This window comes from Roseateles sp. (genome assembly GCF_044373315.1).
Classification (GTDB): domain Bacteria; phylum Pseudomonadota; class Gammaproteobacteria; order Burkholderiales; family Burkholderiaceae_C; genus JACDQM01.
Genome location: NZ_JBILQK010000006.1, coordinates 57,043 through 71,999, shown reverse-complemented (window position 1 = coordinate 71,999; position 14,957 = coordinate 57,043). Strand labels below are relative to the sequence as shown.

The 14,957-nt window shown below is 62.9% G+C and carries 16 protein-coding genes; 10 read left to right on the top strand and 6 right to left on the bottom strand.

Annotated features, from left to right (window positions below):
- Positions 1 to 156 precede the first annotated feature (156 nt).
- From ACIQ67_RS03020 to ACIQ67_RS02995, 6 genes are all read right to left on the bottom strand, one after another.
- Positions 157 to 471 carry a cell division protein ZapA gene (locus ACIQ67_RS03020; protein ID WP_397532872.1) on the bottom strand — a complete coding sequence of 105 codons (315 nt, stop codon included), beginning with the start codon at positions 469 to 471 and terminating at the stop codon, positions 157 to 159.
- Positions 468 to 686, bottom strand: coding sequence for a cell division protein ZapB (gene zapB / locus ACIQ67_RS03015; RefSeq protein ID WP_397532871.1), 219 nt, complete (start codon positions 684 to 686; stop codon positions 468 to 470). Before zapB ends, ACIQ67_RS03020 begins: the two co-directional genes overlap by 4 nt.
- A gap of 52 nt (positions 687 to 738) precedes the next feature.
- Positions 739 to 1,374 (bottom strand): endonuclease III, encoded by a 636-nt coding sequence (gene nth, locus ACIQ67_RS03010; protein ID WP_397532870.1) that lies wholly within the window; start codon positions 1,372 to 1,374, stop codon positions 739 to 741.
- A gap of 19 nt (positions 1,375 to 1,393) precedes the next feature.
- The gene (rsxB, locus tag ACIQ67_RS03005; RefSeq protein WP_397532869.1) at positions 1,394 to 2,065 is read right to left on the bottom strand and encodes an electron transport complex subunit RsxB; all 672 of its coding nucleotides are present in this window, start codon (positions 2,063 to 2,065) and stop codon (positions 1,394 to 1,396) included.
- The gene (locus tag ACIQ67_RS03000) at positions 2,062 to 3,345 is read right to left on the bottom strand and encodes a polyhydroxyalkanoate depolymerase (protein ID WP_397532868.1); all 1,284 of its coding nucleotides are present in this window, start codon (positions 3,343 to 3,345) and stop codon (positions 2,062 to 2,064) included. The genes rsxB and ACIQ67_RS03000 overlap by 4 nt, the downstream gene beginning before the upstream one ends.
- Before the next feature lie 136 nt (positions 3,346 to 3,481).
- The gene (locus tag ACIQ67_RS02995; RefSeq protein ID WP_397532867.1) at positions 3,482 to 4,684 is read right to left on the bottom strand and encodes an amino acid aminotransferase; all 1,203 of its coding nucleotides are present in this window, start codon (positions 4,682 to 4,684) and stop codon (positions 3,482 to 3,484) included.
- A gap of 145 nt (positions 4,685 to 4,829) precedes the next feature.
- Here ACIQ67_RS02995 and uvrB point away from each other — a divergent pair, with 145 nt between their 5' ends.
- The 10 genes from uvrB to ACIQ67_RS02945 all read left to right on the top strand — a co-directional run bounded on the left by uvrB (position 4,830) and on the right by ACIQ67_RS02945 (position 14,942).
- Positions 4,830 to 6,953, top strand: coding sequence for an excinuclease ABC subunit UvrB (uvrB, locus tag ACIQ67_RS02990; RefSeq protein ID WP_397532866.1), 2,124 nt, complete (start codon positions 4,830 to 4,832; stop codon positions 6,951 to 6,953).
- Between the two features lie 183 nt (positions 6,954 to 7,136).
- On the top strand, positions 7,137 to 7,670 hold the full coding sequence (locus ACIQ67_RS02985) for a Fe-S cluster assembly transcription factor (protein WP_397532865.1): 534 nt from the start codon (positions 7,137 to 7,139) through the stop codon (positions 7,668 to 7,670).
- Between the two features lie 16 nt (positions 7,671 to 7,686).
- The gene (locus ACIQ67_RS02980; protein ID WP_397532864.1) at positions 7,687 to 8,901 is read left to right on the top strand and encodes an IscS subfamily cysteine desulfurase; all 1,215 of its coding nucleotides are present in this window, start codon (positions 7,687 to 7,689) and stop codon (positions 8,899 to 8,901) included.
- Positions 8,902 to 8,933: 32 nt separating this feature from the next.
- Positions 8,934 to 9,320 carry a Fe-S cluster assembly scaffold IscU gene (gene iscU, locus ACIQ67_RS02975; RefSeq protein ID WP_397532863.1) on the top strand — a complete coding sequence of 129 codons (387 nt, stop codon included), beginning with the start codon at positions 8,934 to 8,936 and terminating at the stop codon, positions 9,318 to 9,320.
- 16 nt (positions 9,321 to 9,336) lie between these two features.
- Positions 9,337 to 9,660: an iron-sulfur cluster assembly protein IscA gene (gene iscA, locus ACIQ67_RS02970; protein WP_397532862.1), complete on the top strand. Its 324-nt coding sequence runs from the start codon at positions 9,337 to 9,339 to the stop codon at positions 9,658 to 9,660.
- Positions 9,661 to 9,735: 75 nt separating this feature from the next.
- Positions 9,736 to 10,254 carry a Fe-S protein assembly co-chaperone HscB gene (hscB, locus tag ACIQ67_RS02965; RefSeq protein WP_397532861.1) on the top strand — a complete coding sequence of 173 codons (519 nt, stop codon included), beginning with the start codon at positions 9,736 to 9,738 and terminating at the stop codon, positions 10,252 to 10,254.
- 4 nt (positions 10,255 to 10,258) lie between these two features.
- Positions 10,259 to 12,127 (top strand): Fe-S protein assembly chaperone HscA, encoded by a 1,869-nt coding sequence (gene hscA / locus ACIQ67_RS02960; protein ID WP_397532860.1) that lies wholly within the window; start codon positions 10,259 to 10,261, stop codon positions 12,125 to 12,127.
- Between the two features lie 13 nt (positions 12,128 to 12,140).
- Positions 12,141 to 12,479: an ISC system 2Fe-2S type ferredoxin gene (gene fdx / locus ACIQ67_RS02955; RefSeq protein WP_397532859.1), complete on the top strand. Its 339-nt coding sequence runs from the start codon at positions 12,141 to 12,143 to the stop codon at positions 12,477 to 12,479.
- Between the two features lie 6 nt (positions 12,480 to 12,485).
- Positions 12,486 to 13,523, top strand: coding sequence for a tRNA (adenosine(37)-N6)-threonylcarbamoyltransferase complex transferase subunit TsaD (gene tsaD, locus ACIQ67_RS02950; RefSeq protein WP_397532893.1), 1,038 nt, complete (start codon positions 12,486 to 12,488; stop codon positions 13,521 to 13,523).
- Positions 13,524 to 13,637: 114 nt separating this feature from the next.
- Positions 13,638 to 14,942: a branched-chain amino acid ABC transporter substrate-binding protein gene (locus ACIQ67_RS02945; protein ID WP_397532858.1), complete on the top strand. Its 1,305-nt coding sequence runs from the start codon at positions 13,638 to 13,640 to the stop codon at positions 14,940 to 14,942.
- Positions 14,943 to 14,957 lie beyond the last annotated feature (15 nt).

The window sequence follows — 14,957 nt, the reverse complement described above, 5'->3', positions numbered from 1 at the left end:
GGTAGTTCAGGTGGGCGAGGTCAGCAGAGCTTCGGGTTCATCTGACGCGAGACGATCACACCAGCCAAGCGATGTTCCAAGCCCTTGCTCGTAAGAGCATCGGTTCAAGGAAATATAAGACTCACGCAAACGCGATGGACAGATGCATTCTAGTCGTCAGAGCAGTTGTCCGTCGTGTCCCAAGGCCTCATCCAGACGCTTCATCAGGGACTCAAGCTCGACGGTGCTTGGCGCAGCAGCAGCAGCCGGCGCTGCTTTCGTGGCGGAGGCGGGCAACTCCGCCAACTGGTAGGCAAGGTTCAGCGCCGCAAGGACGGCGATGCGCTCGCGCGCCTTGACGCGCCCCGCGTCGCGAATCGCACACATCTCGCGATCGACCTGGGAAACTGCACGTGTCAGGGCCGCTTCGCCACCCTCAGGGCAACCCAGCAGATAGCTCTGGCCCATGATGGTCACTTCCATCTGCTTCATTTCTCGTTCTTTCCGGAATCACTCGCTTCGACAGGAAGCCGATCCAGCAAAGCGTCGACGCGCTGTCGTGCGGCGGACAGGCGGGAGCGCAGGCTGTCGCGCTCCTGACTCAGGGTCTGCACTTGCTGTTCCAGCAAGACGTTGGTGCGTTGCAGTTCCGCGTGACGCAGCAACAGTCGTTCTACCCGGTCGACAAGCTCGGTAATGCTTGGCATGGCTTCCTAACAGGCTCAAGGGGCCGATTTGCGCTGATTGTAGGCGCTGGCCTTAATCCTTCAGTGCCTTGCCATGGTCGCAATAAGCACGCACCTGGCAACTGTGACATTGCGCTTGGCGTGCGCGGCAGACGTAACGGCCGTGCAGGATCAGCCAGTGATGTGCATCGACCAAAAACTCGAGAGGGATACGCTTGACCAGCGCCTGCTCGACGGCCAGCGGCGTCTTGCCTGGCGCAAGGCCGGTGCGATTGCCGAGGCGAAAGATATGCGTATCAACCGCCATCGTCGCTTGTCCAAAGGCGACGTTGAGTACCACGTTGGCAGTCTTGCGGCCAACACCCGGCAACTTCTCCAGCGCCTCGCGCGTGCCGGGGACCTGGCCCGCGTACTCGTCAATCAGGATGCGGCAGGTGGCGAGCAGATGCCGCGCCTTGCTGCGGTACAGCCCGATGGTGCGGATGTAGTCGCACAGGCGCTCCTCGCCCAGCGCAAGGATCTTCGCAGGCGTGTTGGCGACAGGGAAGAGGCGCCGCGTCGCCTTGTTGACGCTGACATCGGTTGCCTGCGCGGACAGCAGCACCGCAGCCAGCAACTCGAACACGCTGGCGTACTCGAGCTCGGTCTGAGGGTGCGGGTTGGCCGCCTTGAGTGTGGCAAAGAAGGCGGTGATCTCTTGCGGGCTCATGGGCTTGGCTGTTAGCGACTCAAGGCTTGCGCTGCGCCCGGGCGCGGGCCAAGGCGGCTTCGATCGCCTGCCGTTTGCGGTCAAGTTGAAGTGGGTCAGTGATGCGCGAGGCTTCGGCGAGGTTGCTGAGCTTGGCTTCAGCCTTCAAGCGCAGGCGCTCCTCGTTCTCGCGTTTGTCGCGCTGCTGGCGCTCGGTGCGCCAGCGGTAGCGGTCGCGGGATTGTCTGGCTTGCTCGTCGCTCCAGGCCTGCCAGGCAGTGGCCGCCCCGGAGACCGGATTCATGCTGATGCAGTCGACCGGACAGGCCGGCACGCAGAGCTCGCAGCCTGTGCACTGCGACGCAACGATCACATGCATCAGCTTGGGCGCGCCAGCGATGCAATCCACAGGGCAGGCCTTGATGCACAGGGTGCAGCCGATGCACCAGCTTTCATCGATCACCGCCAGCGCGCATGGCGCTTCAGTGCCGTGAGTTGAGTCGAGGGTAAGCACTGGCCTGTCGGTAAGTTCGGCCAGGCGCCGCACACCTTCAGCACCACCTGGCGGACATTGATTGATCTCGGCTTCTCCGCTGGCGATGGCTTCCGCATAGGCTCTGCAGTCCGGATAGCCACAGCGAGTGCACTGCGTTTGAGGCAGTGCCTGATCAATCAGATCGGCCAGCGCACGCCCGCGCGCCAGGCCACTCAACTGCGCTTGCGGCGCTTGGGAGCCGCGGCCATGGTTCCGGCGTGGTCATACTTCGCGATGAAGTCGCGCACCTGCGGATAGACCTTCTCGCGCCAGCGACGGCCGGAGAAGATGCCGTAGTGACCGGCCCCCTCGGCCACATAGTGATGCTGGTCCTCGCGTTCGATGCCAGAGCACAGATCGTGCGCAGCTCGAGTCTGGCCGGCGCCAGAGATGTCGTCGAGCTCACCCTCAACCGTCAGCAGGGCCGTGCCCTTGATGTCCTGTGGTCGCACCAACTGGCCGTTGACCACCCAGGTGCCGTTGATCAGGGCAAAGTCCTGGAATACGGTCTTGATCGTGTCCAGGTAGTACTCGGCCGGCATGTCCAGCACGGCGTTGTATTCGTCATAAAACTGGCGGTGTGCTTCAGCCCCTTCGTCGTCGCCTTGCACCAGGTCGAGGAAGTAGTCGTAGTGGGAAGTGGCATGCCGATCCGGGTTCATGGCCACGAAACCGGTGTGTTGCAGGAAGCCCGGATAAACGGCGCGGCCGGCACCTGGGAAGTTGGTCGGCACGCGGTAGATCACATTGGTCTCGAACCAGCTGAAGCTGCGGTTCATGGCCAGGTTGTTGACGGCTGTCGGGCTCTTGCTGGCGTCGATGGGGCCGCCCATCATGGTCATCGAACGAGGTGTCGTCTCTCCCTGGCTGGCCATCAGCGAGATTGCAGCCAGCACCGGCACTGTTGGTTGGCAGACGGAGATCACATGGCACTCGGGGCCGATGTGGCGGATGAATTCCTGCACATAGGCGATGTAGTCGTCGAGATGGAAAGGGCCGTTCTCCAAGGGGACCATGCGCGCGTCGGTCCAATCGGTGATGAAGACCTTGTGGTCCTTGAGCAATTGCTTGACGGTGTCTCGCAGCAGAGTGCTGTGATGACCTGACAGCGGTGCAACCACCAGCACGGTCGGCTGCTCTTTCATCTTGCTCAGCACCGCCAGATCGTCGGTGTAGCGCTTGAAGCGCAGCAGGCGGCAGAAGGGCTTAGTCACGGGGACCAGTTCCTGCACTGCAACTTCGACACCGTCGACCTCGATGCCGCGGATGTCGAACTCAGGCTTCTCGTACTCCTTGGCCAGGCGGTGCATCAAGTCCAGACCCGCCGACAAACGCTGGGACATCGGCGTGTGAGCGAAGGGCGACAGCGGGTGGCTGTAGAGCTTGGCCGAGGCACTGGCGAACTCCGCGAAAGGGCTCATCAGCGCGCGCTGGGTTTCGTAGAGCTGGTAGAGCATAGGCAGACCTCGGTCGTTTGAATGGGGGGCGAAACACTCGATCGCCCCACAATAGTGCCAGAAATTGTGCAATGCAGCATAGATCGGGTTTGCCAGCAGGCAAACCCGGAACAATTGCTCAGCTGGCCCGCAGTTTTCAGCCTTGCATCACCGCGGCCATCGCCTTGGCGACGGCCGGAAGGTTCTTCTCATTGAGCGCCGCCACACAGATACGCCCTGAGTCCACGCCGTACACACCAAACTCGCTGCGCAGCCGCTGCATCTGGGCAGCGTTCAGGCCTGAGTAGCTGAACATGCCTTTCTGGCGTGTGACAAAACTCAAGTCGGCAGTGACCCCGGCGCCTTTCAGCGCGTCGACGAGGGCCTGGCGCATCGCGCGGATGCGCAGGCGCATGCCTGCCAGCTCGTCTTCCCAAAGCTTGCGCAGTTCGGGGGTGGACAGCACGCTGGCGACGACCTGGGCACCATGAGTTGGCGGGTTGGAGTAGTTGGTACGGATGACGATCTTCAGCTGCGACAGCACCTTGGTGCATTCCCCGGCCGAGGTGCACACCACGCTCAGCGCGCCGACCCGCTCGCCGTACAGGGAGAAGCTCTTGGAGAAGCTGGTCGAGACGAAGAAGTCCAGACCGGCGGCCAGGAACTGCTGGATCACGGCGCCGTCTTCAGCGATGCCTTCGCCAAAGCCCTGGTAAGCCATGTCCAGGAAAGCCACGAGTCCACGTGCCTTGACGGCGGCCACGACCAGGTCCCACTGTGCGGGGCTCAAGTCGTAGCCAGTCGGGTTGTGGCAGCAGGCGTGCAGCACCACGACAGTGCCGGCTGCCGCGGCGTTCAGCGCCGCAAGCATGCCTTCAAAATTGATGCCGAGCTTGCTGGCGTCGTAGTAGGGATAGGTCTCAACCGGGAAGCCGGCGTTGCCGAACAGCGCGCGATGATTCTCCCAGGACGGGTCGGAGATCAGCACCTTGGCGCCAGGGTTCAGGCGCTTCAGGAAATCGGCGCCGATTTTCAGGCCGCCAGTGCCACCGATGGCTTGCACGGTCGCGACACGCTTGGCCGCCAACACAGCACTGTCGGCGCCAAACACCAGGGCCTGCACGGCTTTGTCATAGGCGGCGATGCCGTCGATCGGCAGATAGCCGCGCGCCTTCGGGTCAGCCTGCATCTGCGCTTCAGCCTGTGCTACGCACTTCAGCAGCGGCAGCTTGCCGTTCTCGTCGTAGTAGACGCCAACGCCCAGATTCACCTTGGCCGGGTTGGTATCGGCATTGAACTGTTCGTTCAAACCCAGAATCGGGTCGCGGGGGGCCATTTCGACAGCGGCAAACAAGGACATGGGACTTTCCTGACAGGACGTTGGCATGAGCATGCGCGTGACTGGGCGGCACGCGGGGAGCGCCTGCGCTACGCTGTCGAGTTGGCAGCCGGCGCAGAGCGGGCTGATTTTAGGGCGGTCTGAACCGCCGATCAGGGATTGCCCGATGCACGCAGCGACTACCGTTCCAGACACCACCCCAGACAGCGATGCGGCACCGAAGGGAGAGTTCGTCACATTCGAAGGCTCGCCGTTCCAGCTGTTCCAGCCCTTTCCGCCGGCCGGGGACCAGCCCACGGCCATCGCACAGTTGTGCGATGGCATCAATGACGGTTTGAGCTATCAGACCCTGCTGGGCGTGACCGGCTCCGGCAAGACTTTCACGATGGCCAACGTGATCGCGCGGCTCGGCCGTCCGGCCATCATCTTTGCGCCCAACAAGACACTGGCCGCCCAGCTCTACAGTGAGTTTCGCGAGTTCTTTCCCAAGAACGCGGTCGAGTACTTTGTCAGTTACTACGACTACTATCAGCCCGAGGCCTATGTGCCGCAGCGCGACCTCTTCATCGAAAAAGACAGCGCGATCAACGAACAGATCGAACAACTGCGCCTGTCCTGCACCAAGAGCCTGCTGGAACGGCGCGATGTGGTGATCGTGGCCTCGGTCTCGGCCATCTACGGCATCGGCAGCCCGGCGGACTATCACCAGATGGTGATGACGCTGCGGGTGGGCGACAAACTCGGCCAACGCGATGTGATCGCGCAGCTGACGCGCATGCAGTACGCGCGCAACGAAATCGAGTTCACCCGCGGCAATTTCCGCGTTCGCGGCGACACCATCGATGTGTTTCCCGCCGAACACTCCGAGCTGGCGCTGCGCATCGAGATGTTTGACGACGAGTTGGAAAGCCTGCAGCTCTTTGACCCATTGACAGGAAAGGTGCGGCAGAAGATCCCGCGCTTCACCGTCTATCCGAGCAGCCATTACGTCACGCCGCGTGAGCGCGTGCTCGCGGCGGCCGAAACCATCAAGGTCGAACTGCGTGAGCGGGTGGGGCAGTTCGTTGCCGAGGGCAAACTGGTCGAAGCGCAGCGGCTGGAACAGCGCACCCGCTTCGATCTCGAGATGCTGCAGGAAGTCGGCCACTGCAAGGGCATCGAGAACTACACACGCCACCTCTCGGGGGCGGCGCCTGGGGAGCCGCCGCCGACGCTGGTGGACTATCTGCCTGCCGACGCGCTGATGTTCCTCGACGAGAGCCATGTGCTGATCGGCCAGTTCGGTGGCATGTACAACGGCGACCGCGCGCGCAAGACCACGCTGGTGGAATATGGTTTCCGCCTGCCCAGCGCCTTGGACAACCGCCCGCTGAAGTTTGAGGAGTTCGAGCGCAAGATGCGTCAGGCGGTCTTCGTGTCGGCCACGCCTGCCGCTTACGAGAAGGACCACTCGGGGCAAGTCGTCGAGCAACTCGTCAGACCAACAGGGCTGGTGGATCCTGTCATCGAAGTGCGCCCGGCGACGCATCAGGTGGATGATGTGCTGGGCGAAATCCGTCTGCGTGTCGAAGCCGCGGAGCGCGTGTTGATCACCACCTTGACCAAGCGGATGGCCGAGCAGTTGACGGATTACTTGAATGACAACGGCGTCAAGGTGCGCTACCTGCATTCGGACGTCGACACTGTCGAACGGGTGGAAATCCTGCGCGATCTCCGCTTGGGCACGTTCGATGTGCTGGTTGGCATCAACCTGCTGCGCGAGGGGCTGGACATTCCAGAAGTCTCGCTGGTTGCCATCCTGGATGCGGACAAGGAAGGCTTTCTGCGCGCGGAACGCAGCCTGATCCAGACCATCGGCCGCGCTGCGCGCAACCTCAACGGCAAGGCGATCCTGTACGCCGACCGCATCACCGAGTCCATGCGCAAGGCCATCGGTGAAACCGAGCGCAGGCGCGCCAAGCAGATTGCCTTCAACACCGAGCACGGCATCACGCCACGTGGCCTGAACAAGCGCATCAAGGAGCTGATCGAAGGCGTGTATTCGAACAAGCCTGGACGTGATGACCAAGTGTTGGTGCAGACGTCTGCGGTCGAGTTGTTGTCAGAGAAGGACCTGGGCAAGCGCATTGCGCAGCTGGAGAAGCAGATGCTTGAGCATGCGCGCAACCTTGAATTCGAGAATGCCGCCCGCATACGCGATCAGTTGGCTCAACTGCGTGAGCAGGCTTTTGGCGCCTCCGTGCACGACAACATCATGCTCTTCGATGGCGGGCAACCGAAGCGTGTCTGATGCCTCTGCGCCAAGCGCACGACGAGCCCGTAGCGCGGCCTTGCCCGTGCCTTCGCTGCAAGCTGATGAATAATTGAGTAAACTACTCGGGCATACCCAAGGGTTTACCCGTTGCAGCGGCATGCCGGCGGCCAACGGGCCTGATTTGCTGGCTAAAGATCAAGTCGATCAAAGGAGATTTTCATGCGTCTGACTACCAAAGGTCGTTTCGCCGTCACTGCGATGATCGACTTGGCCCTGCGTGAAAACAGCGGGCCTGTCGCACTGGCTGCCATCAGCCAACGTCAGCAGATCTCCCTTTCCTATCTGGAGCAGCTGTTCGGCAAGCTGCGTCGGCACGAACTCGTGGAAAGCACGCGAGGCCCAGGCGGTGGTTACTCCCTGGGGCGCAAGTCGGAAGAAATCACTGTGGCCGACATCATCGTCGCCGTTGATGAGCCGATCGATGCGACCGGCTGCGGCGGGAAGGAAAACTGCATGGGTGGCGACGCCGGGCGCTGCATCACGCATGAACTCTGGACCAGCCTGAACGCCAAGATGATCGAGTACCTCGATTCAGTGTCCTTGCGCAAGCTGGTCGACGACCAACTTGCCAAAGGCGTGACCATTGAAGAGGCGCCCATCAAGCGGGCCATTTCCTCGCAACCGGTGGTCAAGCCCATCCGGGTGACTGCGCCGAATTCGGTGTTTGCACTCGGCAATGCCTTCACTAAGTAATTTTTACCGTACAGACATGACTCCTCATTTCCCGATCTACATGGACTACGGCGCGACGACGCCGGTCGACCCGCGTGTGGTGGATGCCATGGTTCCCTGGTTGCGCGAGCATTTCGGCAACCCGGCTTCGCGCAGCCATGCATGGGGGTGGGAGGCGGAAGAGGCGGTAGAGAAGGCTCGCGTGCAGGTGGCCGAGCTGATCGGCGCCGACCCGCGCGAGATCGTCTGGACCTCCGGCGCCACCGAGTCCATCAATCTGGCCCTCAAGGGTGCGGCTCAGTTTTACAAGACACGCGGCAAGCACCTGATCACGGTCAAGACCGAGCACAAAGCCACGCTGGACAGCATGCGCGAGTTGGAGCGTCAGGGCTTTGAGGTTACGTATCTGGACGTGCAGGCCGACGGCCTGCTGGACCTGGAAGCTTTCAAGGCGGCCCTGCGGCCGGACACCATCCTGGCCTCGGTCATGTTCGTCAACAACGAGATCGGCGTCATCCAGGATGTGGTGGCTCTGGGTACCCTGTGCCGTGAGCGCGGCGTCATTTTTCACGTCGACGCCGCTCAGGCCACCGGCAAGGTGGCGATTGATCTGGCCAGCCTGCCCATCGACCTGATGAGCATGTCGGCGCACAAGACCTACGGCCCCAAGGGCATGGGTGCGCTTTACGTGCGCCGCAAGCCGCGGGTGCGACTTGAAGCCCAGATGCATGGCGGTGGCCATGAGCGTGGCATGCGTTCTGGCACGTTGCCCACCCACCAGATCGTCGGCATGGGCGAAGCCTTCCGCATCGCTCGCGAAGAGATGGGCGCCGAGAGTGAGCGCATTCGCATGCTGCAAAAGCGCCTGATCGACGGCCTGAGCGGCATTGAGCAGGTCTTCATCAACGGCGATCTTGAGAAGCGCGTGCCGCACAACCTGAACATCTCGTTCAACTATGTGGAAGGCGAGAGCCTGATCATGGGCGTGAAGGGCCTGGCCGTTTCCTCGGGGTCGGCCTGCACCTCGGCAAGTCTTGAGCCCAGCTATGTGCTGCGTGCGCTGGGTCGCAGCGACGAGCTGGCGCATTCATCGCTGCGCATGACCATCGGTCGCTTCACAACCGAGGAAGAAATCGACTACGCGATCGCCACGCTGAAGGATCGGGTGGCCAAGTTGCGCGAGCTCTCGCCCCTGTGGGATATGTACAAGGACGGCATCGATCTGTCGACCATTCAATGGGCCGCGCACTGAGCGGTCAACCCCGTCGTTAGGAGAAGAACACCATGGCATACAGCGAAAAGGTCGTTGACCACTACGAAAACCCCCGCAACGTCGGCGCTTTCGACAAGGGTGACGACAGCGTCGGCACCGGCATGGTCGGGGCACCGGCTTGTGGCGACGTGATGAAGCTGCAGATCAAGGTCAATCCCGCGACCGGCCTGATCGAGGACGCCAAGTTCAAGACCTACGGCTGCGGCTCTGCGATTGCGTCGAGCTCGCTGGTGACCGAGTGGGTCAAGGGCAAGAGCCTGGACCAGGCGCTCGAGATCAAGAACACACAGATTGCCGAAGAGCTGGCCTTGCCGCCGGTGAAGATCCACTGCTCCATCCTGGCTGAGGATGCCATTAAGGCTGCGGTGGACGACTACCGCGCCAAGCACACGCAGTAAGGAAGAGGGCGCACGGATGTCAGTGACCTTGACAGAAGCGGCTGCGCGGCACGTGACGCGCTACATCGCCAAGCGCGGCAAGGGCGTGGGGGTGCGCCTGGGCGTGAAGACCACGGGTTGCTCGGGCCTAGCCTACAAGCTTGAGTATGCCGACGACGTGGCTCCGGAAGATGTGATCTTCGAGGGCCATGGCATCAAGATCCTGATCGACCCCAAGAGCCTGCCGTATCTGGATGGCACGGAGCTTGACTTCGTGCGTGAAGGACTCAACGAAGGCTTCAAGTTCAGGAATCCGCGCGAGAAAGACCGCTGCGGTTGCGGCGAGTCCTTCCGCGTCTAAGGTCAGCCCCCTTCGAAACCGACGGCGCGGCTTACTGGCCGCGCCTTTGCTTTTTACGATCTTCGATCGCCTCGCATGAGACTTGACGACGACGACTTCAGCCTCTTTGGCCTGCCCCAGCGCCAGGCACAGGATCGCGCCGAAATCGAGGCACGCTGGAAGGCCTTGGCCGCCAAGGTGCATCCCGACAAGTTCGCTACCGAAGGGGCGGCAGCCCAGCGTCAATCCATGCAATGGGCCCTACGTGTCAATGAGGCGCATCAGCGCCTGCGTGACCCACTCAAGCGCGCCGCCTATCTCTGCGAGTTACGCGGCGCGCCACTGCACGTGGAAGACAACACCCGCATGCCGACCCAGTTCCTGATGGAGCAGATGGCCTGGCGGGAAGCGCTTGACGATGCTGCCGACGCGACTGCGGTGCAGGCGTTGGATGACGAGGTTGCAGCCCGCGAGCAAGCGTTGATGGCGGAAACCGCGCGCTTGCTGGATCAGGCCGATGACGCAAGGGCCGCGGCGGAGCAGGTCCGAGCCCTGATGTTCGTCGCCCGCTTCCGGGCCGACATAGATAAGCGCCTCGACGCGCTGGGACAATAAAAAGATGGCACTGCTGCAGATTTCCGAACCGGGCGCTTCGCCCAACCCCCATGAGCGACGCATCGCTGTCGGCATCGACCTGGGCACCACGCATTCACTCGTTGCGTCGGTGCGCCACGGCGTGGCCGAGTGCCTGCCGGACGAGCAGGGGCGGGTGATCCTGCCCTCGGCCGTGCGCTACCTGGGCGACGGCGGCCGGCAGATCGGCGCCGAGGCACTCGCAGCGCAGGCTGATGATCCTGAGAACACCCTGGTTTCGGTAAAACGCTTCATGGGCCGCAGCCTGGGCGACATCGCCAATCGTGACAAGCTGCCCTACCACTTTGTGGATCAGCCCGGCATGCTGGCGATCGAGACCCGCGAGGGTTTGAAGTCGCCTGTCGAGGTCTCGGCAGAGATCCTGGCCACCTTGCGCTACCGCGCCGAGGACAGCTTCGCCGACGATGTGTTCGGCGCCGTGATCACCGTGCCGGCCTACTTTGACGACGCGCAGCGCCAGGCCACCAAGGACGCAGCGCAGCTGGCCGGCCTGAACGTGCTGCGCCTGATCAACGAGCCCACGGCGGCTGCCATTGCTTACGGTTTGGACAACGCCAGCGAAGGGCTCTATGCGGTCTACGACCTGGGCGGCGGCACCTTCGACATCTCGCTGCTGCGGCTGTCCAAGGGCGTATTCGAGGTGGTCGCCACGGGTGGCGACGCGCAGCTCGGCGGTGATGATTTCGATCGCAGCCTGGCGGATTGGGCCCTGGCCCAGAGTGGTCTGCAGATCGACAGCGCCCAGGACAAGCGCCGCGTTCTGGTAGCCGCCCGCGCTGCCAAGGAGGCGTTGAGCGATGCCGATGCGACAACGCTGGCGCTTGCGCTGGATGCCGGCAGCTCAAGCGTGCCTGTGACACGCGCTCAGTTTGACGCGCTGGCCAAGCCCCTGGTCGACAAGAGCCTGGCCTCGGTGCGTCGCGTGCTGCGCGATGCCAAGGTCAAGGCCGATGAGGTGAACGGCATCGTGATGGTGGGCGGCTCGACCCGCATGCCTTGCGTGCGGGCGGCGGTCGGCGCGCTGTTCGGCCCGGACGGTGACGCGAAGGTGCTGACCAACCTCAACCCCGATGAGGTGGTGGCGCTCGGCGCAGCCATCCAGGCCAACCAGCTGGCCGGCAATGCCGCTGATGGCGAAATCCTGCTGCTGGACGTGATCCCCTTGTCGCTGGGCCTAGAGACCATGGGCGGCCTGGTCGAACGCGTCATCGAACGCAATGCAAGCATCCCGGTGGCCAAGGCCCAGGACTTCACCACCTTCAAGGATGGTCAGACTGCGATGGCCATCCATGTGCTACAGGGCGAGCGCGAACTGGTCAGCGAATGCCGCTCTCTCGGCCGCTTCGAGCTGCGCGGCATACCGCCCATGGTGGCGGGTGCCGCGCGCATCCGCGTGACCTTCCAGGTCGATGCCGACGGGCTGCTGAGCGTGTCGGCCAAGGAGCTTGGCTCCGGCGTGGAGGCCGCGGTGCAGGTCAAGCCCAGCTATGGGCTGTCGGACGATCAAGTTGCTGCCATGCTGAAGGACGGTTTCGCTGCGGCAGAGACCGATATGCAGGCGCGGGCGCTGCGCGAGGCGCGCGTCGATGCCGAGCGCATGACGCTGGCCACCCACTCGGCGCTGGCTGCCGATGGCGATCTGCTGAATCCGGTGGAGTTGGCGGACATTCAAGCCCTGCTGCTGGCACTCTCTGCCGTGGCGCAGAGTGACGATGCGTCGGCCATCACCGCAGCGGTCGACGCTTTGGCTCACGGGACTGAAGCCTTCGCCGCTGCCCGAATGAACCGCGGCATCCATCAGGCCCTGGCCGGCCGCACCATCGATCAGGTTTGACTGGAATAGCCCTATGCCAACCATCAAGATTCTTCCCCACGCCGAGTACTGTCCCGATGGCCGGCAAGTCAACGCGCCGGCCGGTACCTCGATCTGCGAAGCGCTGCTCGACAACGGCGTCGAAGTTGAGCATGCATGCGACATGGTGTGCGCCTGCACGACCTGTCACGTGATCGTTCGCGAGGGTGGCCGGACCCTGTCAGAGATGGAAGAGGGCGAAGAGGACATGCTCGATCGCGCCTGGGGTCTGGAGCCGGACTCGCGCCTGAGCTGTCAAGCCATCCTCGGGCAGGCGGATGTGACGATCGAGATACCCAAGTACTCGATCAACCACGCGCGCGAGAAGAACTGACGCATGTTGCGGGTCCTGGGTTTCGAGTCGTCCTGTGACGAGACCGGCGTGGCGCTGGTTGAAGTGCCCGGGGGCGGGCAGGGCGTGCCCAAGCTGCTGGGTGAGGCCTTGCATAGCCAGATTGCCATGCATCAGGCCTATGGTGGGGTGGTGCCGGAGTTGGCGTCGCGTGACCACATCCGCCGCGTGCTGCCGCTGACGCGCGAAGTGCTGGCGCAATCGGGCCTGACGCTCGAGGATGTGGATATGGTGGCCTATACGCAAGGCCCTGGACTGGCGGGTGCCTTGCTGGTGGGTGCCGGCGTGGCGGTTGCGCTGGCCGCAGCCCTCGGCAAGCCCAGCCTGCCGATTCATCATCTGGAGGGGCACTTGCTGTCTCCCTTCCTGTCGGCTGACCCGCCGGAGTTCCCCTTTGTCGCGCTGCTGGTGTCCGGCGGACACACGCAGCTGATGCGGGTTGACGATGTCGGTCAGTACGAGATTCTGGGTGAGACCATCGACGACGCGGCCGGCGAAGCCTTTGACAAGAGCGCGAAGCTGCTGGGCCTGCCTTATCCCGGCGGACCGCACCTCGCGAAGCTGGCGCAGCAAGGTGATGCCCGGGCCTTCGAGTTGCCGCGGCCGCTGCTGCACAGTGGCAAGCCCGATTTCAGCTTCGCCGGACTGAAGACGGCCGTGCTGACACAGGTGAAAAAGCTTGGTGCAGCTCCGAGCGAGCAGCAGCGTGCAGATCTGGCTGCAGCCACGCAGGCCGCCATCGTTGAAGTGCTGGTGAAGAAGTCGATGCTGGCGCTCAAGGAAACCGGACTGAAGCGCCTGGTGGTGGCCGGAGGCGTCGGCGCCAATGCTTTGCTGCGCGAGCAACTCAATGCCGCCTGCGCCAAACGCGCGGTGCGCGTGCACTACCCAGAACTGCAGTTGTGCACCGACAACGGTGCAATGATCGCGATGGCTGCCGCGCTGCGCCTGCAACGTGGCTTCGCTCGGCCACACACCGATGGCAGCTTCGCGATCCGGCCGCGCTGGGATCTTGGTGCGGTTTGAGCTGGGCTCGCTTGAGCGCGACTCGGGCAGGTCACCCAACCCAGTCTCTGCAGACTCACGACACTCGCACCGCGCGCGGACTGCTTTCAAGATGGATCAACAACCGACTTTGAGATGACTCAGACTTTTTCTCTTTCCCGCCGCACCTGGATTCAATCGCTGGCCGCTGCTGCAGCGATGCTTTGCACGACGCTTGCACAAGCCGCGCCGGAACCCATCAGGCTCGGCATGATCGAAGGCCTGTCCGGCCCGTTCGGCAATGCGGGGGAGGCGGTCCACCGCAATCTGGTCTGGGCGGTTGAGCGCGTCAATGCGCGCGGCGGCGTCAAGCTGCCGGGCGGTGCAAGGCCGCTCAGCCTCGCGCGCTTCGACAGCAAGGGCGCGACAGAAGAAGCGCTATCGATGCTGAGGGCAGCCATTGACCAGCGCGTGACCTTCGTGCTGCAGGGCAACAGTTCGGCCACGGCGGCCGCCTTGATCGATGCCTTGAACAAACACAACGAGCGCGAGCCGCAACGTCGCGCCCTCTTCTTGAACTATTCAGCCGTTGATCCTTCTCTGACGAACGAGAAGTGCAGCTTCTGGCACTTTCGCTTCGATGCCCATTCCGATATGCGCTTGGCTGCATTGACAGATCAACTGGCGAACGACAGCTCGGTACAGCGCGTATACCTGATCGGCCAGGACTACAGCTTCGGCCAACATGTGCTGAAGAAGGGCCGGGAGATGATTGCCTCCAAGCGCCCAGATGTGCAGATCGTAGGCGACGAGTTGCATCCGGTCGGACGCGTGAAGGACTTCATTCCCTATGCCACCAAGATCAAGGCCAGCGGTGCGCAGGCCGTTCTGACCGGCAACTGGGGCAATGACCTGACGCTGCTGATCAAGGCGGCCAAGGAGGTTGGCGTCGACGCGCGCTTCTACACCTTCTATGGCAATGCACTGGGTGTGCCCGCCGCGCTGGGCGATAGCGGCATCGATCGCGTGGTGGCCGTGGCTGAATGGCACCCCAACGTTGGCACGCCCAGCTCGGATCGCTTCTACGCTGCGTTCCGCGAGCGCTTTCCCAAACCCGAGGACGACTATGTCCACGCCCGCATGCAGGCCATGGTGGAGGTGCTCGTTGCCGGCATCGAAAAGGCCCGCAGTGCAGAGCCGGCAGCTGTAGCCCGTGCGATGGAAGGCATGAAGTTCGATGGCAAGACCTTGGGTGGGGTGCACCAGGGAACCATGCGCGCCGCTGATCATCAGTTCATCCAGCCCCTGTACGTCACCATGATGAAACGAGTCGGCAGCCCCGGCGTCCGCTTTGACAACGAGGGCTCAGGCTATGGTTTCCGAACGGTTCGCTTCGTCGACGCCCAGAAGGCCGAGCAGCCCCATTCGTGCAAGATGGAGCGTCCTGCGGACCTGAACTGATCCCGGGCCTTGGTC